This is a genomic window from Desulforegula conservatrix Mb1Pa, assembly GCF_000426225.1.
GTDB classification, from domain to species: domain Bacteria; phylum Desulfobacterota; class Desulfobacteria; order Desulfobacterales; family Desulforegulaceae; genus Desulforegula; species Desulforegula conservatrix.
The window spans coordinates 126,927-150,034 of record NZ_AUEY01000004.1; the positions used below are offsets into that span (position 1 = coordinate 126,927).

13 protein-coding genes are annotated in these 23,108 nt (G+C 42.2%); 6 read left to right on the top strand and 7 right to left on the bottom strand.

Annotated elements, in window-relative coordinates:
* Positions 1-31 precede the first annotated feature (31 nt).
* Entirely contained in the window at positions 32-2,917 is a 2,886-nt protein-coding gene (locus K245_RS26280; protein WP_198013816.1) for a PAS domain S-box protein, read from the bottom strand.
* A gap of 41 nt (positions 2,918-2,958) precedes the next feature.
* The gene (locus K245_RS0103295) at positions 2,959-4,371 is read right to left on the bottom strand and encodes a sigma-54-dependent transcriptional regulator (protein WP_027358159.1); all 1,413 of its coding nucleotides are present in this window, start codon (positions 4,369-4,371) and stop codon (positions 2,959-2,961) included.
* A gap of 779 nt (positions 4,372-5,150) precedes the next feature.
* Here K245_RS0103295 and K245_RS0103300 point away from each other — a divergent pair.
* From K245_RS0103300 to K245_RS0103315, 3 genes are all read left to right on the top strand, one after another.
* Entirely contained in the window at positions 5,151-5,846 is a 696-nt protein-coding gene (locus K245_RS0103300; RefSeq protein WP_027358160.1) for a hypothetical protein, read from the top strand.
* A 318-nt stretch (positions 5,847-6,164) separates the two neighbouring features.
* On the top strand, positions 6,165-6,773 hold the full coding sequence (locus K245_RS0103310) for a hypothetical protein (protein WP_027358162.1): 609 nt from the start codon (positions 6,165-6,167) through the stop codon (positions 6,771-6,773).
* 43 nt (positions 6,774-6,816) lie between these two features.
* Positions 6,817-7,725 carry a HAMP domain-containing protein gene (locus K245_RS0103315; protein WP_198013817.1) on the top strand — a complete coding sequence of 303 codons (909 nt, stop codon included), beginning with the start codon at positions 6,817-6,819 and terminating at the stop codon, positions 7,723-7,725.
* A 161-nt stretch (positions 7,726-7,886) separates the two neighbouring features.
* On the opposite strand, the gene K245_RS0103320 is transcribed toward K245_RS0103315, so the two are convergent.
* From K245_RS0103320 to K245_RS0103335, 4 genes are all read right to left on the bottom strand, one after another.
* The gene (locus K245_RS0103320; protein WP_027358164.1) at positions 7,887-8,999 is read right to left on the bottom strand and encodes a DUF4340 domain-containing protein; all 1,113 of its coding nucleotides are present in this window, start codon (positions 8,997-8,999) and stop codon (positions 7,887-7,889) included.
* A gap of 101 nt (positions 9,000-9,100) precedes the next feature.
* Positions 9,101-10,957 (bottom strand): GldG family protein, encoded by a 1,857-nt coding sequence (locus K245_RS0103325; protein WP_027358165.1) that lies wholly within the window; start codon positions 10,955-10,957, stop codon positions 9,101-9,103.
* Positions 10,958-10,980: 23 nt separating this feature from the next.
* Positions 10,981-11,727 (bottom strand): ABC transporter permease subunit, encoded by a 747-nt coding sequence (locus K245_RS0103330; RefSeq protein ID WP_035276386.1) that lies wholly within the window; start codon positions 11,725-11,727, stop codon positions 10,981-10,983.
* 26 nt (positions 11,728-11,753) lie between these two features.
* Positions 11,754-12,689, bottom strand: coding sequence for an ABC transporter ATP-binding protein (locus tag K245_RS0103335; protein WP_027358167.1), 936 nt, complete (start codon positions 12,687-12,689; stop codon positions 11,754-11,756).
* A 515-nt stretch (positions 12,690-13,204) separates the two neighbouring features.
* Between K245_RS0103335 and K245_RS22890 the strand changes: the two genes are divergently transcribed.
* Complete coding sequence (locus tag K245_RS22890; RefSeq protein ID WP_051283829.1) at positions 13,205-17,344, top strand: DEAD/DEAH box helicase; 4,140 nt, start codon at positions 13,205-13,207, stop codon at positions 17,342-17,344.
* Positions 17,345-17,696: 352 nt separating this feature from the next.
* Here the strand turns inward: K245_RS22890 and priA are convergent, their stop codons facing one another.
* Positions 17,697-20,186 carry a primosomal protein N' gene (priA, locus tag K245_RS0103350; protein WP_051283830.1) on the bottom strand — a complete coding sequence of 830 codons (2,490 nt, stop codon included), beginning with the start codon at positions 20,184-20,186 and terminating at the stop codon, positions 17,697-17,699.
* A gap of 119 nt (positions 20,187-20,305) precedes the next feature.
* Between priA and K245_RS0103355 the strand changes: the two genes are divergently transcribed.
* Positions 20,306-21,217, top strand: coding sequence for a DMT family transporter (locus K245_RS0103355; RefSeq protein WP_027358170.1), 912 nt, complete (start codon positions 20,306-20,308; stop codon positions 21,215-21,217).
* Positions 21,218-21,633: 416 nt separating this feature from the next.
* Positions 21,634-23,106: a hypothetical protein gene (locus K245_RS0103360; protein WP_027358171.1), complete on the top strand. Its 1,473-nt coding sequence runs from the start codon at positions 21,634-21,636 to the stop codon at positions 23,104-23,106.
* The last annotated feature ends 2 nt before the right edge of the window (positions 23,107-23,108 follow it).

The window sequence follows — 23,108 nt, forward strand, 5'->3', positions numbered from 1 at the left end:
CCTGAATAAGAGGTACATAGCCAATAACAGCCTATTTAGGCATAGGAAGTCTGACTATTATCTTGCATCCCCTGCCCGGCTCTGACTCAGCCTCCATGAAGCCGCCGTGGTTTTCAGTCACGATAAAATAAGCAAGGGATAGTCCAAGGCCTGTACCCTGGCCGACCTGCTTGGTTGTAAAAAAAGGCTCAAACACTTTCTTCCTCGTTTCCTCATCCATCCCAGGCCCATTGTCCTTAATCTCTATGCAGGCCATTTTTCTTTTGACATAAAGCCTCACAAGAAACTCAGGCTCATTGCCATCAAGGATTCCACCGGATTCGAACATTGCTTGGGCGCCATTCCTGAAAATATTAAGAAAGACCTGCTGCATCTTGTTTCTCTCACAAGGCACCATTGGCATATTCTGCTGGTAGTCCCTAACAATATTGATTTTCCTGAAATCATAGGATTTCTTTAAATCATAATCGCTTGCTGCAAGTTCAAGGGTCTTTTCAATAATATCGGAGATATCAGCAGGCTCAGTCCTTGCGGATTCCTTCCTGCTGAAACTAAGCATGTTCTCAACTATTGAGGCTGCCCTCTGGCCGGATGAAAGGGATAGATCAATCATCTTGATCAGGTTGCGCCTTTCGGAATAATCCGCTATTTTTGCGATATCTGTTCCGCAGGCAAGAGCAACATCCTCATTATTTTTATTTTTTTCGACCAGCCTTGATTTTATCACCTGCATATTCTGAATAATGGCTGCAAGCGGGTTATTTATTTCATGAGCCATTCCTGCTGCAAGGCCTCCGATGGAAAGCATCTTTTCTGATTGGATCATGATTTCTTCCATTCTGACCTTGTCAGTAACATCGTCAACCCTTATGACAGCACCTTCAGCACCGTTTGAAACCAACGGATAGACAGTAATATCAGCAAGAAATTTCATTGTATCGGTTTCAAGGCTTATTTTGCTGTATTTGCCAGGAGCCCGGTTCAGGATAGCCTGCCTCACATTATCCATCCCGAATCCAAGGTCAGGGAAAATATCAAAAAATCTTTTTCCTATCACAAAATCAGCAGAATACTTGGATAGCTTTTCTGCCTCCTTGTTCCACTGGGTTATTCTTCCGGCAGGATCGACACCTATGATTGCAGATGGCATTGAATCGATAATGTTTTTAAGAAATTTCCTGAGCTGCCACATTTGTTCCTCGGCCTGACGCTGCTCGGTTATATCTATTATAACTCCGTCTATGAGGCTGATTTCGCCATCATTGTCCGCAGCACCCTGACCGCTCTCATAAACCCACCTGTAAAGCCCTGTCGAGTGCCTTATCCGATACTCGGCCACAAATCCGCGTCCGCTGAAAAAAGCCTCCAAAATAGTATTTCTGATCATTGACTGGTCATCGGCATGAATAATCTCCCTGTATGCGGAGATGCCTTTACCAAGAAACACTGAAGAGGGATAGCCAGTTATCTCCTCAATCGCCTCACTTACAAATTCAATATTCCAGCCATTATCTTTCCTGCATCTGTAAACAGCTCCGGGAGTGTTCTCCACAAGGCTTCTGAACTTTGCCTCATTTTCCCTGAGTTCTTCCTCAATTCTCTTTATTTCAGTAATATCTCTTCCTGTTACAAGCACGGTCACAGAGTCATTGTCGCCGTCAACTTCAGGAATAAAAAGACAATCAAGCCAGAGCCCAGAACCTGTCTGAAAATCCATGCGCTGTCTTTCCCTGATATTCAAGGCTGAATTTATTGCGTTTGCAAAAAGCATGGACAAGGATGACGGGAGGCCTATTTCATATACTGTTTTCCCGAACAGTCTGTTTTCATCGCATTCAGTAATGAGAGAGGCACCTGGGTTGGCATAAACAATTTTAAGGGATGAATCGAATCTGATTATGAAATCCGTAGAATTCTCGGCAAGAGTTCTGTACCTTTCCTCGCTCTCCCTCGATTTTTTCTCTGAGTCGCATAACTCCTTATTTCTAAGCTCAAATGTCTTAACAGCCTTCCTTATTCTGCCCCTGACCTGGATGGTCAATAAATAAGCCAGCAAAGCCATAATAACCAGAATCACGGCAATGGCTGCAATATATCTCCAGTAATAAAAAGATGAAGCATCCCCGCCGGTCCACCTGTTTACAATGGACTGGATTTCCTTGTCCGATATCTGGGAAAATCCCTTTTCAATTAAATAGGCCAATCCTGCTTTGTCTTTTCTCACCGCTGCCATTACGGAACTCTTATAAACAGGCTCCTTTGAAAACCTAAAATTATTGTCACCATCCAATTTTGAGAGGAAATAAAGACCGACAGGCAGGTCACAGACAAATGCCCTTATCTCTCCGGATACGGCAGCCCTGATCATGCCTTCATATGAGTCAAACATGACGGTAATCAGAGACGGGGAATTATCCGAAAGATACTGTGCGAAATCATCACCCTTCACAAAACCGACCCTGAAACCTGCCAGATCTTTTAATTCTTTTACGCCATAAACGCTTTTGTGAAAAAAGATACTGGTATTCAGACTAAAATACGGTTTGGTGAATACGTATTCTGCGGCCCTTTCATCTGTATAAAGAACGCCCGAAAGTACATCGGCCTTACCTGACTGGACAAGGGAAGCTGCGTCCTTCATGGACATGCATCTGTATTCTATGGGAATTCCTGTCTTTGATGACCAAAGCCGCCATATATCGACAAATATCCCCCGCGCCTTGCCATCGTTTGCGAGAAATTCCATGGGCGCGTAATCAGAATCACCTGCTATGATCAATTTTGAAGGGACTGATAAAGATGACTGATCCCGTTCAGGCTCTGAGGCAAAAACTGACTGAAAAAAGGTAATGTAAAGCAGAAGTACCAATATAAAAAAGAAGGCGTCTGCTTTTTGTTTGCAAGAAAATTTTATCATTATACCCATATCTATGAGTTTATGTTCAACTTAAAATACCGTCATTCATCAGAGCCAGCATCTTCACCGAACTTACTTAATCTGTACCTGAGAGACCTTAGGTTGATCCCAAGAAGTTCGGCCGCTTTTGTCTTGTTTCCGTTTGAGGCGGCCATGGCTCTTTTAACATATTCTTCCTCAATCTCTGCAAGAATCCTATCTATCTCAACGCCTTTCTCAACATCGTTAAGGTCGTAACGTCTCCCTGCACCGGTTCCTTCTATCCATCTTCTTCTTTTGTGAAGGGACAGGGAAAGACTCTCAGGAAGAATTATATTTGTGGCGGAAAGAGCGACGCTTCTTTCAATTATATTTTCAAGCTCCCTTATATTCCCTGGGAAATCATATTTACAAAGGAGATCAAGTGCATAAGAAGACAGTTTTCTTATTTCCTTGCCCATTTCCTTTGAATATTTCTCTAAAAAATGCTGGGCAAGAGCCTTAATATCCGATTTTCTTTCCCTCAGAGGCGGCATCTTGATTTCAATTACATTAAGGCGGTAGTAAAGATCCTCCCTGAACTTGCCCTCAATGACTTCCTTTTCAAGACTCTTGTTAGTGGCTGCAACAAATCTTATATCAACCTTTATATCTTCAGTGCTGCCAACAGCCTTGAATTTTCTCTCCTGAACAGCCCTCAGAAGCTTTACCTGAAGAGACAGAGGAAGTTCGCCTATTTCATCAAGAAAGACAGTGCCTCCGTTTGCTGATTCAAGAAGACCTTTTTTGTCAGAGCTTGCTCCTGTAAAAGCGCCTCTCTTGTATCCGAAAAACTCACTTTCCATGAGATTTTCAGGGATTCCGCCGCAATTTATAACAACAAATGGTTTTTCCTGCCTGCCGCTTAAACTATGAATTGACTCCGCAATCTTTTCCTTGCCTGTTCCGCTTTCGCCTGAGATCAGGACATTTGTTCTGGTTGGAGCAATCTCTCTGATTACATCATAAATCCTCATCATTTCAGGACAGTTACCAACAATTGATCCAAAATGAAGATTCTGTTTACTTTCATCCTCAATGGCTCTTTTTTCAAGGTCAGGAGTTCTGAGTTTGAGGGCTTTTTCTATGGACGAGAGGAGTTCTTTATTATCAAACGGTTTGGGAAGATAGTCGTATGCACCGGAATTCATAGCCTCAACAGCAGTCTCTGCACTTGCAAAGGCAGAAATCATTACAACAGGAAGATGTGAATTTATGGATTTTGCTTCCTTAAGCACATCGATTCCTGTCATATCCCCAAGCTTGATGTCACAGAGCACAAGATCATACATTTCATTTTTAAGAAACTTCTTTGCCGACTTTCCACTCTCGGCGAGCGAGACTCTATACCCTTTTTTTGAAAGGATAAAATCAAGAAATTCCCTCATGCCAAGTTCATCATCGACAACAAGTATACGGACAGAATCAGATGTCATAATTTAATGGCTTTTTCTTTCAGAATCATGATTGAAGATTAAAAAACAGAGCAAAACTTATGGATTCACTGCATTAAGGGACCAAAAAGCGCCGAGTCCAGTGCCTGCATAATAAGCAAATCCTTATTTCATGTAGCACTTTGAACAATTATAGGCAAGAAAAGGGATTATTGTAACCTGCCGTAATGCAAAATTAAAAACATCTGCAAGAAAACAACAAAAAAGATATTTACTGATTTTTTATCATAATAACAAAGTCGCAAAAAGCCCGATTACCGTCATTCCGGCGCAGACCGGAATCCAGTAGTATATAAAAACGCTGGATACCGGATCAAGTTGGGTTTGTTGCGATCTCGTCAAAATTTATCAGCAAACTGTATTTGACTGGTTTTTTTATTTAATATATAGTCGCACTAATTCAATATAAAAAACCACGCTTAATCAAGATTTCAATTTCCGTCATTCCTGCTCAGGCCGGAATCCAGAAGTGTCTAAAAATAATGGATGGCGGATCAAGTCCCGTATGACGCCGTTGCCTTTTTTAAGTTTTTGCGAGACCATCAAAATTCATTTCAGGTAAATTACTGACCATATATTTTCACAAAGACCCTGAATGCTGAACTCCAAATGGAATCTTGCGATCTGCCCTCAATATTTTAAGGTTGCCTCTAAAATTTAGATTTTTTTACTGAACGGCAGTTTTTTAATTACTCTTGCCAATATAGCAACAACAATTTCTTTTATTCTTTTCCAAGAATCATTAAGCTCTAAGGAACATTATGAACCGAGTACTTGAAGACATTGAATGCATTCCGGGGGTTTCAGGGGCCTGCTTTTACAGTACGCAGAAAGGGATCATTTCACAGAAGATTTCACATGAAAAAGCTAAGCAAAGCATTGGCAGCGTGGCAAAAATCCTGGCCAAAATGTATACAGGCGGAATGGAATCATATGGCAACGTGGAGAAGATCTCCCTGAAATTCAATGAAATGAATTTCATTATTACCATGATCACAGAAAAAATTTTCCTGATCATTATTCATGATGAAGAGGTCAACACGGATCTTTTAGGATTGACCATATCGGAAAACGTAAAATCTCTGAAAGCGCATATCTCAAAAAATGACGGGACAAAAATAGTTGCCCATCCAGCGCATTCAGACAGGAGTCCCCCAAAATCAGGCAATCAACTGTCAATTGAAACGGCAATCAAAGCGGAACCTGTAACGCAGACCCTCTGCGCCATGGAAAAAATGCTGAACAAAGTCATGGGACCGATGGCTTCCATTGTATTCAATGACACCCTTCAGACATGGATAAAAGATTCCAGGGAGCAGGACAGCTTTTCAATTGACAAACTTGCCTGTCTTTTATTCGAAGAAATCAATGATCCGGAAAAAATTGTTATATACAAGGCTATGATTGATCCTCACCTGAAACCAATCAGAGAACATTATCATGCCCACAGCACTTGATTTGACGGAAGTATCCGAAATCAGCGGGGTAAAAAAAAGCGCTTTTATACAGCAATGCAGTAAATATTGTAATTTCAAGCTATTATGTGCTTAATTCAAAGTCAAAGAACAGGTTTTATGCGGTCATAAATCAGGATTCGATTAAAAAACTGATCCAGCCTTATTAAGCTTTGGCAAAAAGGCAATTTTTTTTTTTGGGGGGGGGCAGGCTCCTGTTTTCAATTGGCATCCACATTTACATCCTCGCTGATAAAAGACATCACCAGATTCATTATCGAGATGAATGAAAAGCGAAATTTCAACAATAAGGAGTGACCCATGCAAACCATCAAAAAAAAGTATCCCGGGAGACCAAGCCTGCTTATAATTACATGCGTGCTGTTTTTTTCCATCGTCACTGCCCAGGCGGCCTCACCTGGGGATTATGATCAAAAAATCAAAGCCTTGGCCGAGGAATGCCGGGCAGAGGTAATAACACAGTTCGAGCTTCTCGTATCATCAGGCAAACTTACAACAGGGCAGCTTTTCGACACATTCTACATTCCCATACCAGATACTTCTCCCCAGAAATATCACACCCAGTATGATGCATTATGTGATCAGGTAATTCAGCGCATAATAGACGATTATCTTAATAAAGATCCGAAAATCATTTATGTAATTTCAGTTGACAGAAACGGATATGTCCCGACCCACAATTCAAAATTCAACCAGCCGCTCACCGGAAACCCTGAAGTAGATGCGGCTAAAAACAGGACAAAAAGACTGTTTAACGACAGAACCGGACTTGAAGCAGCCAGAAACAAAGAGGCCGTTCTTGTTCAGCAATACAGCCAGGACACTGGAGAGAATATCATTGATGTTTCAGTACCTGTTTTTATTCATAAACAGCACTGGGGAGCAATAAGAATCGGATACCAGCCGTAAGCAGTCAGGCCAACATTTAAACAAATATCAAAGGAGGCCAGCCATGATCAAATTCATAAGAGAAAGAATAGCCGTAAAAGTAGCTCTTTACGTGAATCTGTTGCTTTTGATTGTTCTTGCAGCAGGTTCAACCTTCATAATAATTCAGCAGAGCAAAAAGCTTGAGAAACAGCTACTTGAAAAAGGACGTGTGGAATCCCTTGTGGGCGCAAAAATGATCGGCCGAGTAATTGAAGAAGCCGTCGACAATGGAGTGTTCGGCGTAAAAGAGGCGTTTGATACTGAATATGAGCAAATACCAGGGTTTGATCCTCCAAAATATCATAGCAAATATGATTTCTATCTCGATAAATCCATACTTGGCGTAGAAGACGAGTTCCTTAAGGATGAAAGTGTACTGTTCGCAGTTGCTGTGGATGTCAACGGATATCTTCCGACACACAACACAAAATACAACGCCGCGCCGTCAAATGACAAACAGAAAGACCTCAAAGATAACAGAACAAAACGAATATTCAACGACCCAGTAGGAATAGCGGCGGCCCAAAACAAGGAATTCGGCTTTCTCCAGGAATACAAGAGGGATACGGGTGAAAAGGCTTGGGATGTTTCAAGCCCTGTCTTTGTCAAGGGAAGGCACTGGGGGGCTTTCAGAATAGGGCTTTCACTCGAAAGAATAAATATGGAAAAAAATCAGATCATAATTTCCTCCATAATAACCATGTCAATCATTCTTCTGGCTGCATTTCTCGCCGTGTTCTTTTCAGTAAACAGGGCGCTAAAACCCATCAGTGAAATCACGGATGCTGCATCCAAGCTTGCAGACGGGAATATGGAAAAGAAAATCAAGGTGGATAGCATAGACGAGATAGGTAAGCTGGCGGATGTTCTGGAAAGGCTCAGATTCAGCCTTAAAGCAGCCATGGATAGAATAGCGCGTAAAAGCGGATAATATTCAAAACCAAGTATTTTTTATCCCCGTTAAAGTCTGTCCTGGAAATAGAAATTCAATATCAAACAAAAGGGGGACTTTGTGAAGTCCCCCATTATCCTAAAAATCGTTATTCATATAAATCTATAAAGCCCCAGCTACTTCTGAGCAGACATTCTCTTTTATTTATTCTCTTTTTCAACAGGCTTGGTCTTTCCCTCAGATTTCAAAGCATCCTCAATGGCTGCTGGAACAGGCTGATCAACCTTGACCGGGCCTTCCTTGGCTGCTTCACCGGCAGGTTTTACGGGAGCCTGTTTATAAAAACCTGCTTTATCAGTTACAATTACATCCTGTTTCCATTTTGGAATTGTAAATGTATATTTTTCCAAATCAAGGCCCTTTTGCAGACCAATATCACCATCCTTCTTTGAAACTTCGATATTAACCATAACAGAATCCGCATCCCCATCCTTTTTCTCAGCAGGGATGACTTTACAGGTTGAGCCGTCCTTCAACTCAAAAACAAGCACTCCTGCATTTGCCGCCGCCATTCTTTTCTCGGCAGCCAGATCCTCTATCATGAATGGAGAAATAAAGCCCACAAGCCCGACAATTTTTGAAGTTTCTATCTCCTTGCCTTCTTCTTTTTCAGTCAGGGAAAACTGATCCGAATCTTTCTGTTTTTCCAGCGTATAAATTATCTGACCGCTTTTTTCACAGAAGATTTTCACTATTTTTGATTTGTCAGCATTTATGACCTGCCTGTTCATGAGATCCTTCGGAGACTTCCCTGTTCCTGATATTTCCTTGAGACTGAGAAAAACAGAGTTTGAATCCTTTTTCATGAAATACTGACCACCGCCTTTTCGTGCACTGCCAATCAGATATTCGGTGATGGGCTTGTTTTGGGAATCTGAAAAAACAACTGATGATGTTTTGACCTCTCCACCTGACTCAGGAGCAAGCCCGATTCTTTTGAGTGTTTCTTCATCCGCATTAAAGGATCTGTCAATTTTCATTTCCTGGAACTGGGATACGACTTCTTTTGCAGCATTGAAATCCGCAGGGAAATCCTGTTTTTCCAAAACTTTCCAGGCTCCGTCCTTTAGCACAAGATTAGCTTCTGAATCCTTGGATTTTATTTTGATACCGGCTATTTTAGAAGGATCTTCAATGCCAGGATTTTCATTTTTCCCGCCTGATACCGACGAGTTTTTCTGGCCAGAGAAATAGACTCCGAGGCCAAGAACCGCGCACACCGAAGCAAGCACCACTATTCTTTTATATTTCATAGTTCCCATCCTAATTTATTATTTTTATTACATCTCACCATGGGAGTGGACGGGAAGAGCAAAAAAGCCCTTCCCTAAATCAATACACACCAGCCAGTTTATCAGGCATTCTGCCTTCTGCGGATCGCGAAGACAACCCCTGCTATAATTATCAGAAGAGGCATAAGGAAAATATTTACAAGCTTTATTACATTACCAAGAGACTCAATGTCTGATTTAAGATTTCTTCTTACAGATTTGAGTTCTTTATTGATCTTCCTCTTTTCTTCCTGGAATCTCTTTATTTCGGCTTCCTGCTCGGGGTTTAGAACAAAAGTCTGATTTTCACTCTTTTTGCTGTTAAGTGCCTGAAGCTTCTGATTTGTTTCCTCTGCCCTTTTTTCAAGAATAACTTCCTGGGCATACCACTTCTCGCGAGCTTTAAGCTCCATGTCCCTTACCTTTGTAAACGGCCTGCTGAATGTACCGCCGGCCCTTATCTGGGCAAGTTCGGGATTGCCTGTTAAAAGCTCTGTGGAATTCAGGAAGAAATTCAGGTTATCATTGAAAACCTGGGCCATTTCAAATCCAAGAAAATTCTGTTTTTCCACATAGTACGCATCATAAATGAAGTCTGCGTCGGATACCACTATAACAGTTGAAGTCTTGGCCTCTGAATCAGCCTTGGCAGCATCACCTCCCGCAGGCGTTTCATTAAAGAGAGAAGGAAATTTCCCGCTTATTTTAACGGCAATATTATATACTTCGCCGGTTGGTTTGAAATCGGCTCCAAGTTCACCGCCAAGCTGAGCCTTAAAGCTTTCAACAAGAGCTGATGATTTGCTGCTTTTTATCAGAGGAGTTGCTTTTAAGCCCTTTACCTCTTTTAATTTAATCGCACCAGCAATCGGAAAAAGCATATTTTCCAGCCTGCCCGTAATTGTGTCATTCTGGTCAAAGAGAGCTTTCTGGGCGGAAATCCATGTCGGGTTTGACTCAACAGAGCCTGGATTTCTCTGGGAATAAAGCTGGGTCGGATAAAAGAAATCAGCGATTATTTTCTGGCTGTCAATTTCAACGCCCCAGGAAGCCAGGAGTTTTTCAAAATTGCGGTCCATGCCTTTTGGGCCTGCCATTGGATTTACTTCCCCTGAAATATTCACAGGATCTGACAAAGCTATTATGTTCCCGCCCGACGCGACATATCCGTCAATGGCCTTGAGCATTTTGTCTGAAATGGAATCAGGATTGATGAGCATCAGAAGCTTGATGTCCGCAGGAATCTTCTCTTCTTCATTCCCGATCTGGCTGATATCATAGGTTTTCTTTAGCTCATTAACAAAAACCCACGGTTTGGACATTCCAGCCTGCATTGGATTTCCAATGGACATGCCCATCACAGGAAGCCCTGTTATTATTCCGATCTTTTCCTTGGAAGGATTCTGAACCCTGGTTATGGCCCTTGTGATATCATATTCGAGCTGAGCTTCACGGGTAGGATCAAGATACTGTATTACTTCTTCCTGATCCGCAGATAGAGCCACGAGTCCAAAATAGACCTTTTCGCCTGTCGGAAGACTCAGCCCTTTAACACCATATTTCTGGGCAAGATCTTCTTCTTCGGAGTCGTATACTGGATTAATCGTTTCAAGAATTATCTTGCCAGAGCCAGCATTTTCATATTCGCCCAGAAAATCCCTGACCCTTTTTGCATATGCTTTGATGTTTGCCGGGATATTTATATTATCCTCGGAATAAAAAAACTTGATCGTAACTGGATTTTTTAGCTTTGAAGCAATCCCTTTGGTTGCCGAAGAGAGTGAGTAAAGCTTTTCGCCTGTTGCGTCCCAGCGGATGTTCATTTTTGCAATCAAGACATTTGCAAAAATCAGTATCAGAAACACTATCACTATTCCGGCAAATCCTGTCAGAAGCGGCATGCCCTGACTTTTTCCGGTATTATTCCCTTTTGAACTCATATTAAATCTCCTTTTACCTGAAATTACAGGGTCTGCCTGTTCTCAAGAGACACAGAGTTGATAAAAAGCATGAAACCCATGACAGAAAGAAAATAGGATAGATCAAAAAACGAGATCACGCCTCTGCTTATAGATGCCACATGGGTAAGCATACTCAGACCTGACACGAAATTCACCATAACATCAGGGGTAATGCTCTTCATTGCCTGTGTTACCGGAGGATAACCGGCAAGGTTAAAAAAGAGGCAGATAAAGGTTGAAACAAGAAAGCTAACCACAGGACTTCTTGTAAGCGATGAGCTCATTAGACCGATGCTGAGGAAAGCGCCTGCCATTAAAAAACTTCCTGCATAACCGCAGAAAATTGCGCCTGAATCAGGAGATCCGAGATAAGCGACCGTAATCACGATCGGAAATGTCAGAAAAAGTGCTATGCCTACAAAAATCCAGGCCGCAAGAAACTTCCCCATGATTGCCTCAAAAGGAGTTATAGGAAATGTCATGAGAAGTTCAAGCGTTCCCTGTTTTCTTTCATCAGCCCAGAGTCTCATGGTTATGGCCGGTGCGAGCAGCATGTATAGCCATGGATGCCATGAAAAGAAAGCACTCAGATCAGCCTGGCCGTTTTCAAAAAAGCCGCTGACATAAAAGGTGAAAAAACCGAGAAGAACCAGAAAAATAACTAAAAAAACATAAGCAAGGGCTGAACCAAAATATCCGGTCAATTCCCTCATGAAAATAGATTTTATATGCCTTAAGCCTCTGTTCATTGTCTGATGAATCCTCATTATTTCGATCAGTTAGAAGTGAGTTGTCTGAAAACTTCATTCAATCTTCCATGCTCTACATGAAATGATAGAAGAGACACGCCCATATGCGCCATTGCGTGACTGACATCGACAGATATTGATTTCGATCTGTCCGAGGGATGCACCCTCACAGTTGTGGAATCAGGCATTCTCTCAAGAATCTGGACTTCCTTGACACCTTCAATTTTTTCCATGGCACCCATAGCTTTTTCAACATCTGATGCCTCAATTTCCATAGTAATCGAATTATGAAGAACTGATCTTGAGCGAAGCTCGTCAGGTGTTTCATCAACCACGATCCTGCCCTTGGATATGAGGACAGCCCTGTTGCAGACCGCATCCATTTCCTCAAGAATATGCGTTGAAAGAATTATGGCCTTGGTGCCGCTCATTTCCCTGATCATCTGACGGACAACGTGCTTCTGATTCGGATCAAGACCGTCTGTTGGTTCATCAAGAATAAGATACTCAGGGTCGTGGATGATGCTCTGGGCAAAGCAGACCCTCTGCCTGTAACCCTTGGAAAGAGTGCCGATATTCTGATTAACGACCTCTTTCAAAAAGCATTTTTCAATGATCTCTGAAACTTTTTTCTTATTTTCCTTACCGTAAAAACCCCGTATTTCGCCGCAGAATTTAAGAAAACCTGTCACGGACATATCATGGTAAACAGGTACGGTTTCAGAGAGATACCCTATTTTCTCCCTTGCCTTCAGAGGCTCTTCGCAAATGTCGAAACCGCCTATTATGGCAGTCCCTGAAGTCGGGGGAATATAGCCCGTGATCATTCTCATGGTCGTTGACTTTCCGGCTCCGTTCGGCCCTAAAAAACCGAGCACGTCCCCTTTCTGAACCGTGAATGAGACATTTTCAACAGCCGCAATATGGCCAAAATGCCTGGAGAGGTTTTTGACTTCGATCATTTCAGTTTTTGCTCCTAAAGTGGGTTTCATTTTTTGAACAATGGAACTCTTTTGATAGAGGAATTTGAAGAATCTGTAATTTTTCAGATTCAGGTTTATCTAATTATCAAAGCCATAATTGTCAAGAAGCGACTTTGAAAGCTTAATTTCCTTTGATGCATAAATAAAAGATATTAAAGCAAATTGATCCCATTTTGATATATCAGTGAAAATAAGTTTTCTTAAGGATAGCCCTTCACAAAAGGCCCGCAGCAAGTAAAAAAAACTCACATGAAACATTCTGCTCATCATTGGTATTGACAGGCTTTTTTGCTCTGCTAACCTTCACCGGCTCTTGCAGAATATGGCGCTGCCTGATGATGATAAAATAGCAAAAAGCTGGCAATTTCCAGATTCAAGGCGCAAATCTTTTTGGAAATGAGGCGGACAAAGATGACAAAAGATGCGGCTTAAGCGCAGAAGCTGGACTTTATATAAAGCCATCAAGGATTACGATACCGATTGGAAACAGATGAATGAACTCAGAAAAAATCAAAGAAAAATTCGAGGCTCTTAAAGACATAGACAAAACTGTTCTAAAAGCGATAGCAGTTGTGGGGGGCAGTCTCAACAAAAAAAGGATTGCCCAGATCATGCTCGAATTCGGAAAAACTTCCGAAGAAAAAAATCTCTCCTCGGCGGCAAGAATAACACCAATTTGCGACAGGCTGATCAATGCCGGGCTGATTGACTCTTCCTTTGTCATGAAGCAAGATGTGGCAGATTTCATTGTAAAGAACCTTGTAAACGACGATGACGCCAGAACGCTCGCCCTCTCTGCTTTAAAGGAAACAGATATCGATTTTTATTTGCGATATGAAGCGAGATACCCCTCTGTTACAGCTGCCAACAAAATGTCAAGATATCTGAGACTTGCTATTTTAGGTGGAGACCAGGAAGAATACTTCAGGATAAAAAAGGTGCTGGAAGAAGCTGGTCTTTTTCTTCCCGTCATTAAAAGCATCTGCATGAACCCGTTCAGATCGGAATGGATAGAGAAAATGCCGTTAGCCATGTCCGCCGACATATCAGAGGGACTGATGGCAAGCAGATTTATTGACTCCGGGCCCATACCAGACAACATCCGTGATTACTTCACATCAAAATACATAATTGCCGACCCTGACAGCCCAAAACTATCCCGCAGAATATACCTGCTGGCCATGGATCAGCTTTATACCCAGGGGGAAATAGATATACCAGCGCTTGAAGGATATGGCCTGAGCAGGCTTAACGACTACTATGCCCTTTACGGTCTTGACATGCTCATCTCAGGAAAAAAAGAAGAAGCAATAAAATACCTCCAGGAAAACATTTCCCTTGCCAAAAAGGCAACAAGAAAAAAAAGCTGGATAATACCGGGCTTATGCGGCCAGATATACCTTTTAATGATTTTAGCCGGTCATATATCAGAAGACGACAAGACAATTAAATCCTGGTTTAACTTTATTCAGAAGAATCCCGAAATTGGGCCCGAGGTTCTGAAATCAAGCAATTTTCTTTATAATGCATGGCTGGTCAAGAGCCTTTCAGTCGACAGGGAAGCTTATATAAACATAAGCTCTTACGATCTTCATAATTTTAAAAATCTGTCTTCTCTCTCGTTTCTGTTCCTTGCCCTTTCATTCACCATCGTATTTGGAGATCCGCCGGACAGTATAGGCACTCCATGCCTTGAGGTGCAAAAAAAAGCCAGTAAATCAGGATCACCATGGCTGAGTTCGGAACTGGACTTTTTTCTTGAAAAGCTCAACCTGAATAATAAAAGGAAACCGGGTGAAAACCATGCCAAACCATTTATTTCACTTCTTTTGACAACAAAGGAAAAATGGCTCTCCACACTTGAAACAATAAAAAAAATGCTGGCGATTTCCGAGGACAGAAAAGCATCTTCGGAAAAAAGACTCGTCTGGGTTGTGGATTTAAATGAAGGAAAGATCTACCCCATGGAACAGAAACTAAACGCCAAAGGAGTATGGTCTTCAGGTAAAAAAGCATCTATAAAAAGACTCAAAAATGAAAAGGATTATTTTCTTACTGACCAGGATGCAAGGGCTATTGACGCTGCCGAACTGGCCTATGACTACTATAAAGGCTATGAACTTGAGCTGAAAATTGAAAAGGCTGTTTCGATTCTTGAAGGACATCCGCTTGTCTTTGAAAAAAACGGGGACGGATCTCTTTCAAGGGTGGAAATATGCAAAGGCAAGCCCGGACTCTCTGTAAAGAAAAACAAAGACGGAATTAAAGTGAGCATCAGTCCTTTCCCGGATGATTACAGGATTATTCTGCTGAAAGAGCCGCCATCCAGAATAAGGGTTTACATTTTTTCGGATGAACTCATAAAAATTGCAAAGGTCATAGGTAAAAAAGGATTCTCAGCTCCCATCAAAGCTGAGGAAACAGTCAGGGAAATCCTTGCGCCAGCCAGTCCATTCCTTGAAATCCAGAGTGATCTGGCTGCAATAGACTCAAATGTTTATACTGTTGATACTGATCCAGGCCCGAGTGTTCTTCTTTACCCGGCAGGAGCAGGAATAAGGGCTGACATTGTTATTCAGCCGCTTGGTGATAACGGCCCCTCATTCAAACCCGGCCAGGGCGGCGAGATCATTATGACCGAACTTGAAGGCAAAAAAGTCCAGGCCATAAGAAATCTCAAGGAGGAAAAAGCAAGGGCAAAATCAGTAATAGATAAATGCCCTTCGCTTGAACAGGCATCAAAGTCGTTTCACTGGTATTCGGAAGATATTGATGACATTCTTGAACTTGTCTCTGAACTTAAAGAAGTAGCTGAAAAAGGATTGGCTGCCGTTGCCTGGCCAGAAGGCAAAAGTCTCGGCATAAAAGCAAGCATAGACACTGACAGAATGAATCTCAAGGTTTCATCAGGCGTTGACTGGTTTGAGATTGACGGATCAGTAAAAACAGACGACGGAACTGTCATAGAAATCAAAAAAATCCTTGAGAATCTGTCCACGGAGTCCCGCTTCATAAAAATCGGTGAAAACGAATTTCTGGCCCTTTCAAAATCCCTGCACAAAAAACTTCTGGCAATGGAAAGCGCGTCTCAACAGACTAAATCAGGTCTGAAGATGGCTAAAGGCGCGGCTGTAATACTTCGCGATATTCTGTCTGACATGAAAGGGGCAAAAACAGATAAGGCCTGGGATAAATACCAGAAAAAAATTGATGAGGCCATGGGCCTTGAGCCTTTGATACCTTCGACTCTTCAGGCAGAACTGAGGCCTTATCAGGCTGAAGGATATACCTGGCTCTGCCGTCTTGCAGCACTTGGAACAGGGGCCTGCCTTGCGGATGACATGGGCCTTGGCAAAACAGTCCAGACCCTTGCCCTTCTTTTAAGAACGGCGGCAGAAGGCCCCTCTTTGGTTGTGGCTCCCACATCCGTATGCGGAAACTGGATATCTGAAACACTAAAATTCGCACCGACACTCAACCCTATTATTTTCGGAGGATCAGACAGGGAAAAAATGCTGAAGGACCTCGGGCCCATGGATATTCTCATTGTCAGCTACGGCCTGATGCAGCAGGGAGAAAAGATCTTCGAAAATATCAGCTGGAATGTGGTTGTTCTTGACGAAGCCCAGGCAATCAAAAACGAAACAGCCAAAAGAACCCAGACAGCACTCAAGTTAAAGGCTGATTTCAGGCTGATAACTACGGGAACTCCTGTGGAAAACAGCCTGGATGAACTCCACACCCTTTTTTCTTTTATTAATCCAGGCCTCCTCGGCTCTAAGGAAAGTTTCAATGAAAGATATGCTGCACCCATTGAAAGGGAAAAAAGCAAGATCGCCCATAACAGGCTCAAACAGCTGATAAGACCATTCATACTCAGACGCCTCAGAACAGACGTCCTGGATGATCTGCCTGAAAAAACAGAAATAGCAATAAAGGTCGAACCAGATATTAAACAGACTGCATTTTATGAATCCCTGCGCAGGGATATACTCGAAGAGATTGAAAAAGATGAAGGCAAGCCTGCCGGGCAGAAATACCTCCAGATTCTTGCAGGTATCACAAAATTAAGACTTGCAAGCTGCCATCCTGAACTCGCTGTCCCTGGATGCGGAATTGAAGGCGCTAAAACAGATACTTTCATGGAGATAGTTGAAGAGCTTCTCGAGAACAGGCATAAAGCCCTCATTTTCAGTCAGTTCACAAGCTTTCTTTCGATTGTGAAAAAAGCCCTCGACAACAAAGGAATAAAATATCTTTATCTGGACGGTTCAACGCCCCCAAAACAAAGGAATGCCAGCGTGGCCTCTTTCCAGGCCGGCGAGGCTGATTTTTTTCTTATAAGTCTGAAGGCCGGAGGTACCGGGCTTAACCTGACTGCGGCAAACTACGTTATCCACCTTGATCCGTGGTGGAATCCGGCGGTAGAAGACCAGGCTTCGGCGAGGGCGCACAGAATGGGCCAGAAACAGCCTGTGACAATCTACAGGCTCGTCATGTCCGGCAGTATAGAGGAAAAGATAATGGCGCTTCACAAACACAAAAGGAACCTTGCTGAAAGCATACTTGAAGGTGCAGAGGCGACGGGCAAAATGAGCTCAGAGGAACTTATGAATCTCATAAAAGGCACTTAACTCCAATTCTCATTCAAAGCGCTACCTCAAAGAATGGATCGGGTTGGCTGCGTTGTCAGCTCAAAGGCGTACAAACACCACACGCCTCCGGGGCTTCCTCCTCGCCGCCTTTGTATCATCTTGAATGCAAAATGGAATAGTAAGAAGAAGCTTCCAAATGACAAGGTTGATGGACTCGCAAAAGTCCGATTCTCGTCATTCCGGCGCAGGCCGGAATCCAGAACTATTTGAAATTACTGGATGCCGTATCAAGTCCGGCATGACACTTTTTTTGACTTTTTGCGACCTCGTCAAGTTTGATTGTTGTAGAAGTTGGATTTTTTGCGAAGCCATCAATATTTACAAACTGGAGTCACATCATAAAATAAGGATCAATATCCACGGCCATTTTAGCGCCTGAATGAGCTTTGGCAAACACTGCATCGCTTGAAATGCATTTAATGAATGAATTAAGGCTGGACGGAGTTTTGGCCTTGACCAGTATCTGCCATCTGTAATTACCACCCATTCTGTATAGTGATGCTTCAACAGGCCCCAATATTGATATAGTATTCCTGAATTCCTCTTTTTCTGCCTGTAAAAAAACACACCTCTCCCCGGCAAGAGACGCCTGCTTTTCTGCAACGCCTTCATCAGCAGACCATATTCTTATCTGGGCAATTCTTGTGTATGGCGGATAATCCAGGGATTTCCTGAAAGAACTTTCCTGTCTGTAAAATGAGTCATAGTCCTGATCCCTTGCGACCGATATCGCATAATGCACTGGATTATAGGTCTGCATGATAACCTTTCCAGGAATATCGCCCCTGCCTGCTCTTCCTGCTACCTGGGAAAGAATCTGAAACGTGCGCTCCCCTGCCCTGAAATCAGGAAAATTCAGTGAAAGATCGGCGCAGATTATTCCAACCAAGGTTATACCCGGGAAATCATGGCCTTTGACTACCATCTGGGTTCCGACAAGTATATCTGTCTCGCGCTCCCTTAAGCGCTTCAGGATCTTAAGGACAGATCCTTTTGCTCTTGTGGTGTCCTGATCCATCCTCTCGACCCTTGCATCAGGAAAAAGCTTTCTGATTATTTCCTCTATTTTTTCAGCGCCGGTACCAAGCTGTCTGATCCTGGAAGATCCACAGGACTCACACCTTGAAACAGATGATTTCACAAAACCGCATAAATGACATTTGAAGGCCCTGCTTTTCTGATGAAAGGTCAATGAAATATCACAGTTTCTGCACTTTACAGCCTCTCCGCATGCCTCGCACATTAGAAACGGAGAATGGCCTCGCCTGTTGATAAAAAGCAGAACCTGTTCTCCCCTCGTAAGAGTCTCTTTGATTGCGTCTTCAAGAACCTGGGAAATCACCGCCCTGGGGTCATTTTTCCCAAATGCCCTGAGATCTACCATCCTGACCTTGGGCATAGGCATGTCATTGACTCTACTATTAATTTCCAGAAGACCGAATCTGCGGGATTTTACATTAAACATCGTCTGTAAAGACGGAGTGGCAGAGCCAAGAACAACGCAGGCGCCGTGCATTCTTCCCCTCACAACCGCAAGATCTCTGGCATTATACCTGAGTCCAGTATCCTGCTTATAGGAATCATCATGCTCTTCATCCACAATTATCAGGGATGGACAGACAAGGGGGGCAAAAATGGCAGACCTTGCTCCAATAACCACCTTGACTTCGCCATTTCTTATTCTGGTCCACTGATCAAATCTTTCGCCTTCTGAAAGTCCGCTATGAAGAACCGCAATATTATCTCCAAATCTGGCTCTGAATCTTCTTTCTGTCTGGGAAATAAGAGCTATCTCAGGTACAAGAACAATGGCGCTGCCGCCCTTTTTCAGAACATCCATAACGGCATTCATATAAACTTCGGTCTTGCCGCTGCCGGTGACTCCTTTCAGAAGATATACCTTAAACCCATTGCCTGTGGATGAAACAATCTGATTCAGCGCGTTTATCTGCTCGGCGTTAAGATCAGGAGGGGAATCAGGCGACACAGGATCACCAAATGGATCTCTGTATTCAGGTTTTTCAATTATATTAATCAAACCTTTCTGCCTGAGAACTTTCAAAGCTGATTCTGATATGTTTTCCAAATGCCGGGCTGCTGCCAGGCTTATTTCACCTTTTTCTTTTAATGCTTCCAATGTTTTTAACTGGGTCTTGGTAAGTCCGGAAACAGCTTCTAAAGGAAAAGACTCGAAAACAGAAATAAACTTCTGCATCCTGTGACCGGTTCTTGCTTTTGCAAGTTGCCTTGATACTTCGATTATGCCTTTTCTCTGCATGGAAAGAAGAAGAGCCTGGGTCACATCTTTTTGAGAAAGAAGCTTCTTTTTATGCAGCCGTGAATCTCCAATAATAGATACAAGATTCTGCTCTGCCGGATTAAGATCACCGCAGTATGAGCATGCAAGGGAAACCACAGCATGATCTTCCATGTTTATACCCTTTGGAAGAGCAGTTTCTATTACTTCGCCAATTGGATGAACATAATAAGATGAAATCCATTCAAAAAAAGATGCCATTTCAAAAGGAAACACAGGATTATCGTCTATTACGTCAATTATTTCCTTTATTTCATTGCCTGACGAATTTACTGGTGAATTACGGAGTGAATCTCCAGACGCTCCCATAACATAGCCGGTAAGAGTTCTGTGCCCGAAAGGAACAAGAACCCTTACCCCCACCTTAACCGAGGCTTTCAGATTTTCAGGCACCGAATAAGTGAATGCTCCCTGGACAGGAAGTGGAACTGCAACATTTATATAATTAAAACCCGAAATCATTTCTCTAATATTGAACCTTGTAATAAGAATCTGTCTGTGCATATATTCTGGCCCGGAAAAGGCCTGCTGACGGGCATCATCTTATCTTTCAAGATATGTTCAGAATTATGCCGGTCAACATTTGCCGAAAGTATATATTGTTTTTAGATTGGCACAAGACAATGAAAGAAAAAATTCTGGTTTTCTGCGGCAGTGATTTAGCGTCAAGGGCTTCACTTATTCTGGCTTGCTTTTTGTGGGCGCTTTCCTTCATAGCTTCAAAGGCAGCTCTTGAATCAACACCGCCACTCACGGTTGTAACACTTAGACTCATCGTGTCTGCGTTCTGCTTTCTTGCCTGGGCAACGTACGCAAAAAAAAATATATACGAAATGATCAGAAAAGGAGGAGTGAAGCTTTTTCTCCTAAGCCTCTCTGGCACTGTTCTTCATTACGGAACCCAGACAATAGGAATAGCATACACCACTGCTTCAAATGCTTCATTATACGCAGTCACAGCCCCCATATCCATTGCACTCATTTCTCTGATTTTCTTTAAAGAAAAGCTATCAACAGGCAAAATAACAGGCATCATTATTGCTTTTTGCGGTGTTATCACAGTAATGGGCTTCGGTGTTTTGAAAAACTTTGCCATCAACTCGATCATCGGAGATTCGCTTGTTTTTTTAAGTATAGTTATGTGGGGCGTTTTCACTGTTTTCGGCAAGGAAACATCTGAAAAAATGGGCGGAGCCGTCAACATGACCGCCGCAGTAACCATAACAGGGGCTATCGCAATGATTCCATTCGGAGCTGGAGAGGTCATAAGGGCCGGATTCAGTTTCTCAAATATTGCAATTAATGCATGGATTTCGATTTTATTTTTAGGAATTACTTGCTCTTTCGCAGCTACGTTTTTATACTTCAAGGCACTTGAAAGCATGAATTCGAATGAAGCTGGCATATATCTTTATTCTATTCCGCCAATGACAAGCATTATAGCTTATTTTTACTCAAACGAGCAGATAACCATTTCATTCATAGCTGGTGCTATGCTTGTGCTTGTTGGAGTTTTTATTACTGAAAAAACATAGATAACAAGAATACACTTTAATATCTTAAGTAAAAATAATTAGTATTTTTATCCATAATTATTGGCTATGTTCCTCTTAGATGTTGAAAAGCTAAAGAATAAGCCTTTTTGTAATTCTGGTTCTTGGGGATCTTTTTGTAAAAAGTTCCTTAAGTCCCCTCAAAAAATTTATGTTTTTATTATGATCAGACGCAAATGCCCTAAAGTTGTGTTTACTTGTCTAATTATCTGAAAGTTTTTGCGGAGCTTTTTTCAAAAAGCGACCCGCCGGAGGCCGGCTTTTTATTAAAAGTATTAATTAGTTATTGGAATAATAAAGTATTCCACACTTAACGGGAACATAGCTTATTTATTTCTTAGCAACCAACCTGAATATACTGATTTTATTTAAAATTATTCCAATATCGGAGATCTTAAATGTCTAACTGTTCTATTCATCCTGGTGTCCCTGCTTCATGGGAATGCGGTAAATGCGAAAGTAATTTCTGCAGCGAATGCATTCTTAAAAGAGAAAAAAGCAACTTCTCCAAAGAAATGATACATCTTTGCCCTAAATGCATCATACCTGCCCTTCCAACCGGCCATACAGCGATTGTCGAACCTTTCTGGACAAAAATGCACAGATTTTTCCTCTATCCATTCAGTGCCATACCTCTAATTCTCATAATATGCGTTTCCATTGGACAGCTGATTCTGGCTTATATCCCTTTTGTGGCTATATATATGAAAATCCTGCTTGCTGCCATCATGGTGAAATACAGCTTTGATGTTCTTCAGCAGACAGCCATGGGCGATACAAAACCTCCTGGATTCAGATTTGACGATCTTGCCTCAGACATGAAACCCCTTATCAATCAGACCATGCTATATCTGATTCTATTCGGGGCCAGCATATTTGCGGCAAGTAAAGGGCCAATCCTGTTTCTTCTCGTTGCAGCGGTCAGTGTAATAGCATTCCCAGCCATGATTATTCTGATTGCAGCGACCGGAAGCCTTCTCAAGGCGATAAATCCGATTTATTTTGGAGGACTGATTATAAAGATTGGTGGCGGCTATTTCATAATGCTCTTCTTTTTATCGATTCTCATAGGAGCACCGGCTTTCATTTCCTACAATATAAGAGGCGTTTTCCCAGACTGGTCAGTATCTTTTTTCGAAACCTTTTCAGGTTCTTACTACGTGATAGTCATGTATCACCTCATGGGTTATGTAATGCTCCAATACAACAAAGAAATAGGTTATGACATTGATCAGGAAAAAATGGCTGAAATAACTTCTGCTAAAACAAGACAGCAGATTGCAAAATCAACACAGTCAGCTGTTCAGCCAGCAGTAAACGATCCCAATTCAGAGCTGAAGAAAAGAATAGAGTTATGTCTGAGGGAGGGCAATTTCTCTGATGCTCTCAGTGAAATCAGGGAATGCTTGGATACACGGAATATCCAGGATAACGAAATATCCGGTTTCTATTACGAACTCCTTAAAATGACCGGCGCTGATCAGTCTGAAATTTCGAGACATGCAATTTCCTATCTGGATATTCTGACAGATAAGAATGACAGAAAAAAAGGGATGGAGGTATTCTCGCAAAGCATCAAGGCTGATTCAAGCTTTCCTGCCAGCCCCAAGGCACTTTTAAAAATTGGAGGATGGCTAACCGAAACAGGTAAATCTGAGATGGCCGCCAAAATATTTGAAAGGATCATCAGACTTCATCCTGACGACCCAGCTGCCCCCCATGCTTATTTCAGAGTATCCCAGGTACTCCACGACGGGCTGCTTCAAAAGGAAAAATCCGTATCAATGCTCAAAGAACTTCTTGTACGTTTTCCTGACCACGAAACTTCAGAAAGAGCTAAAAAATACCTGGCTCATATAAATGGAGTTTAAGA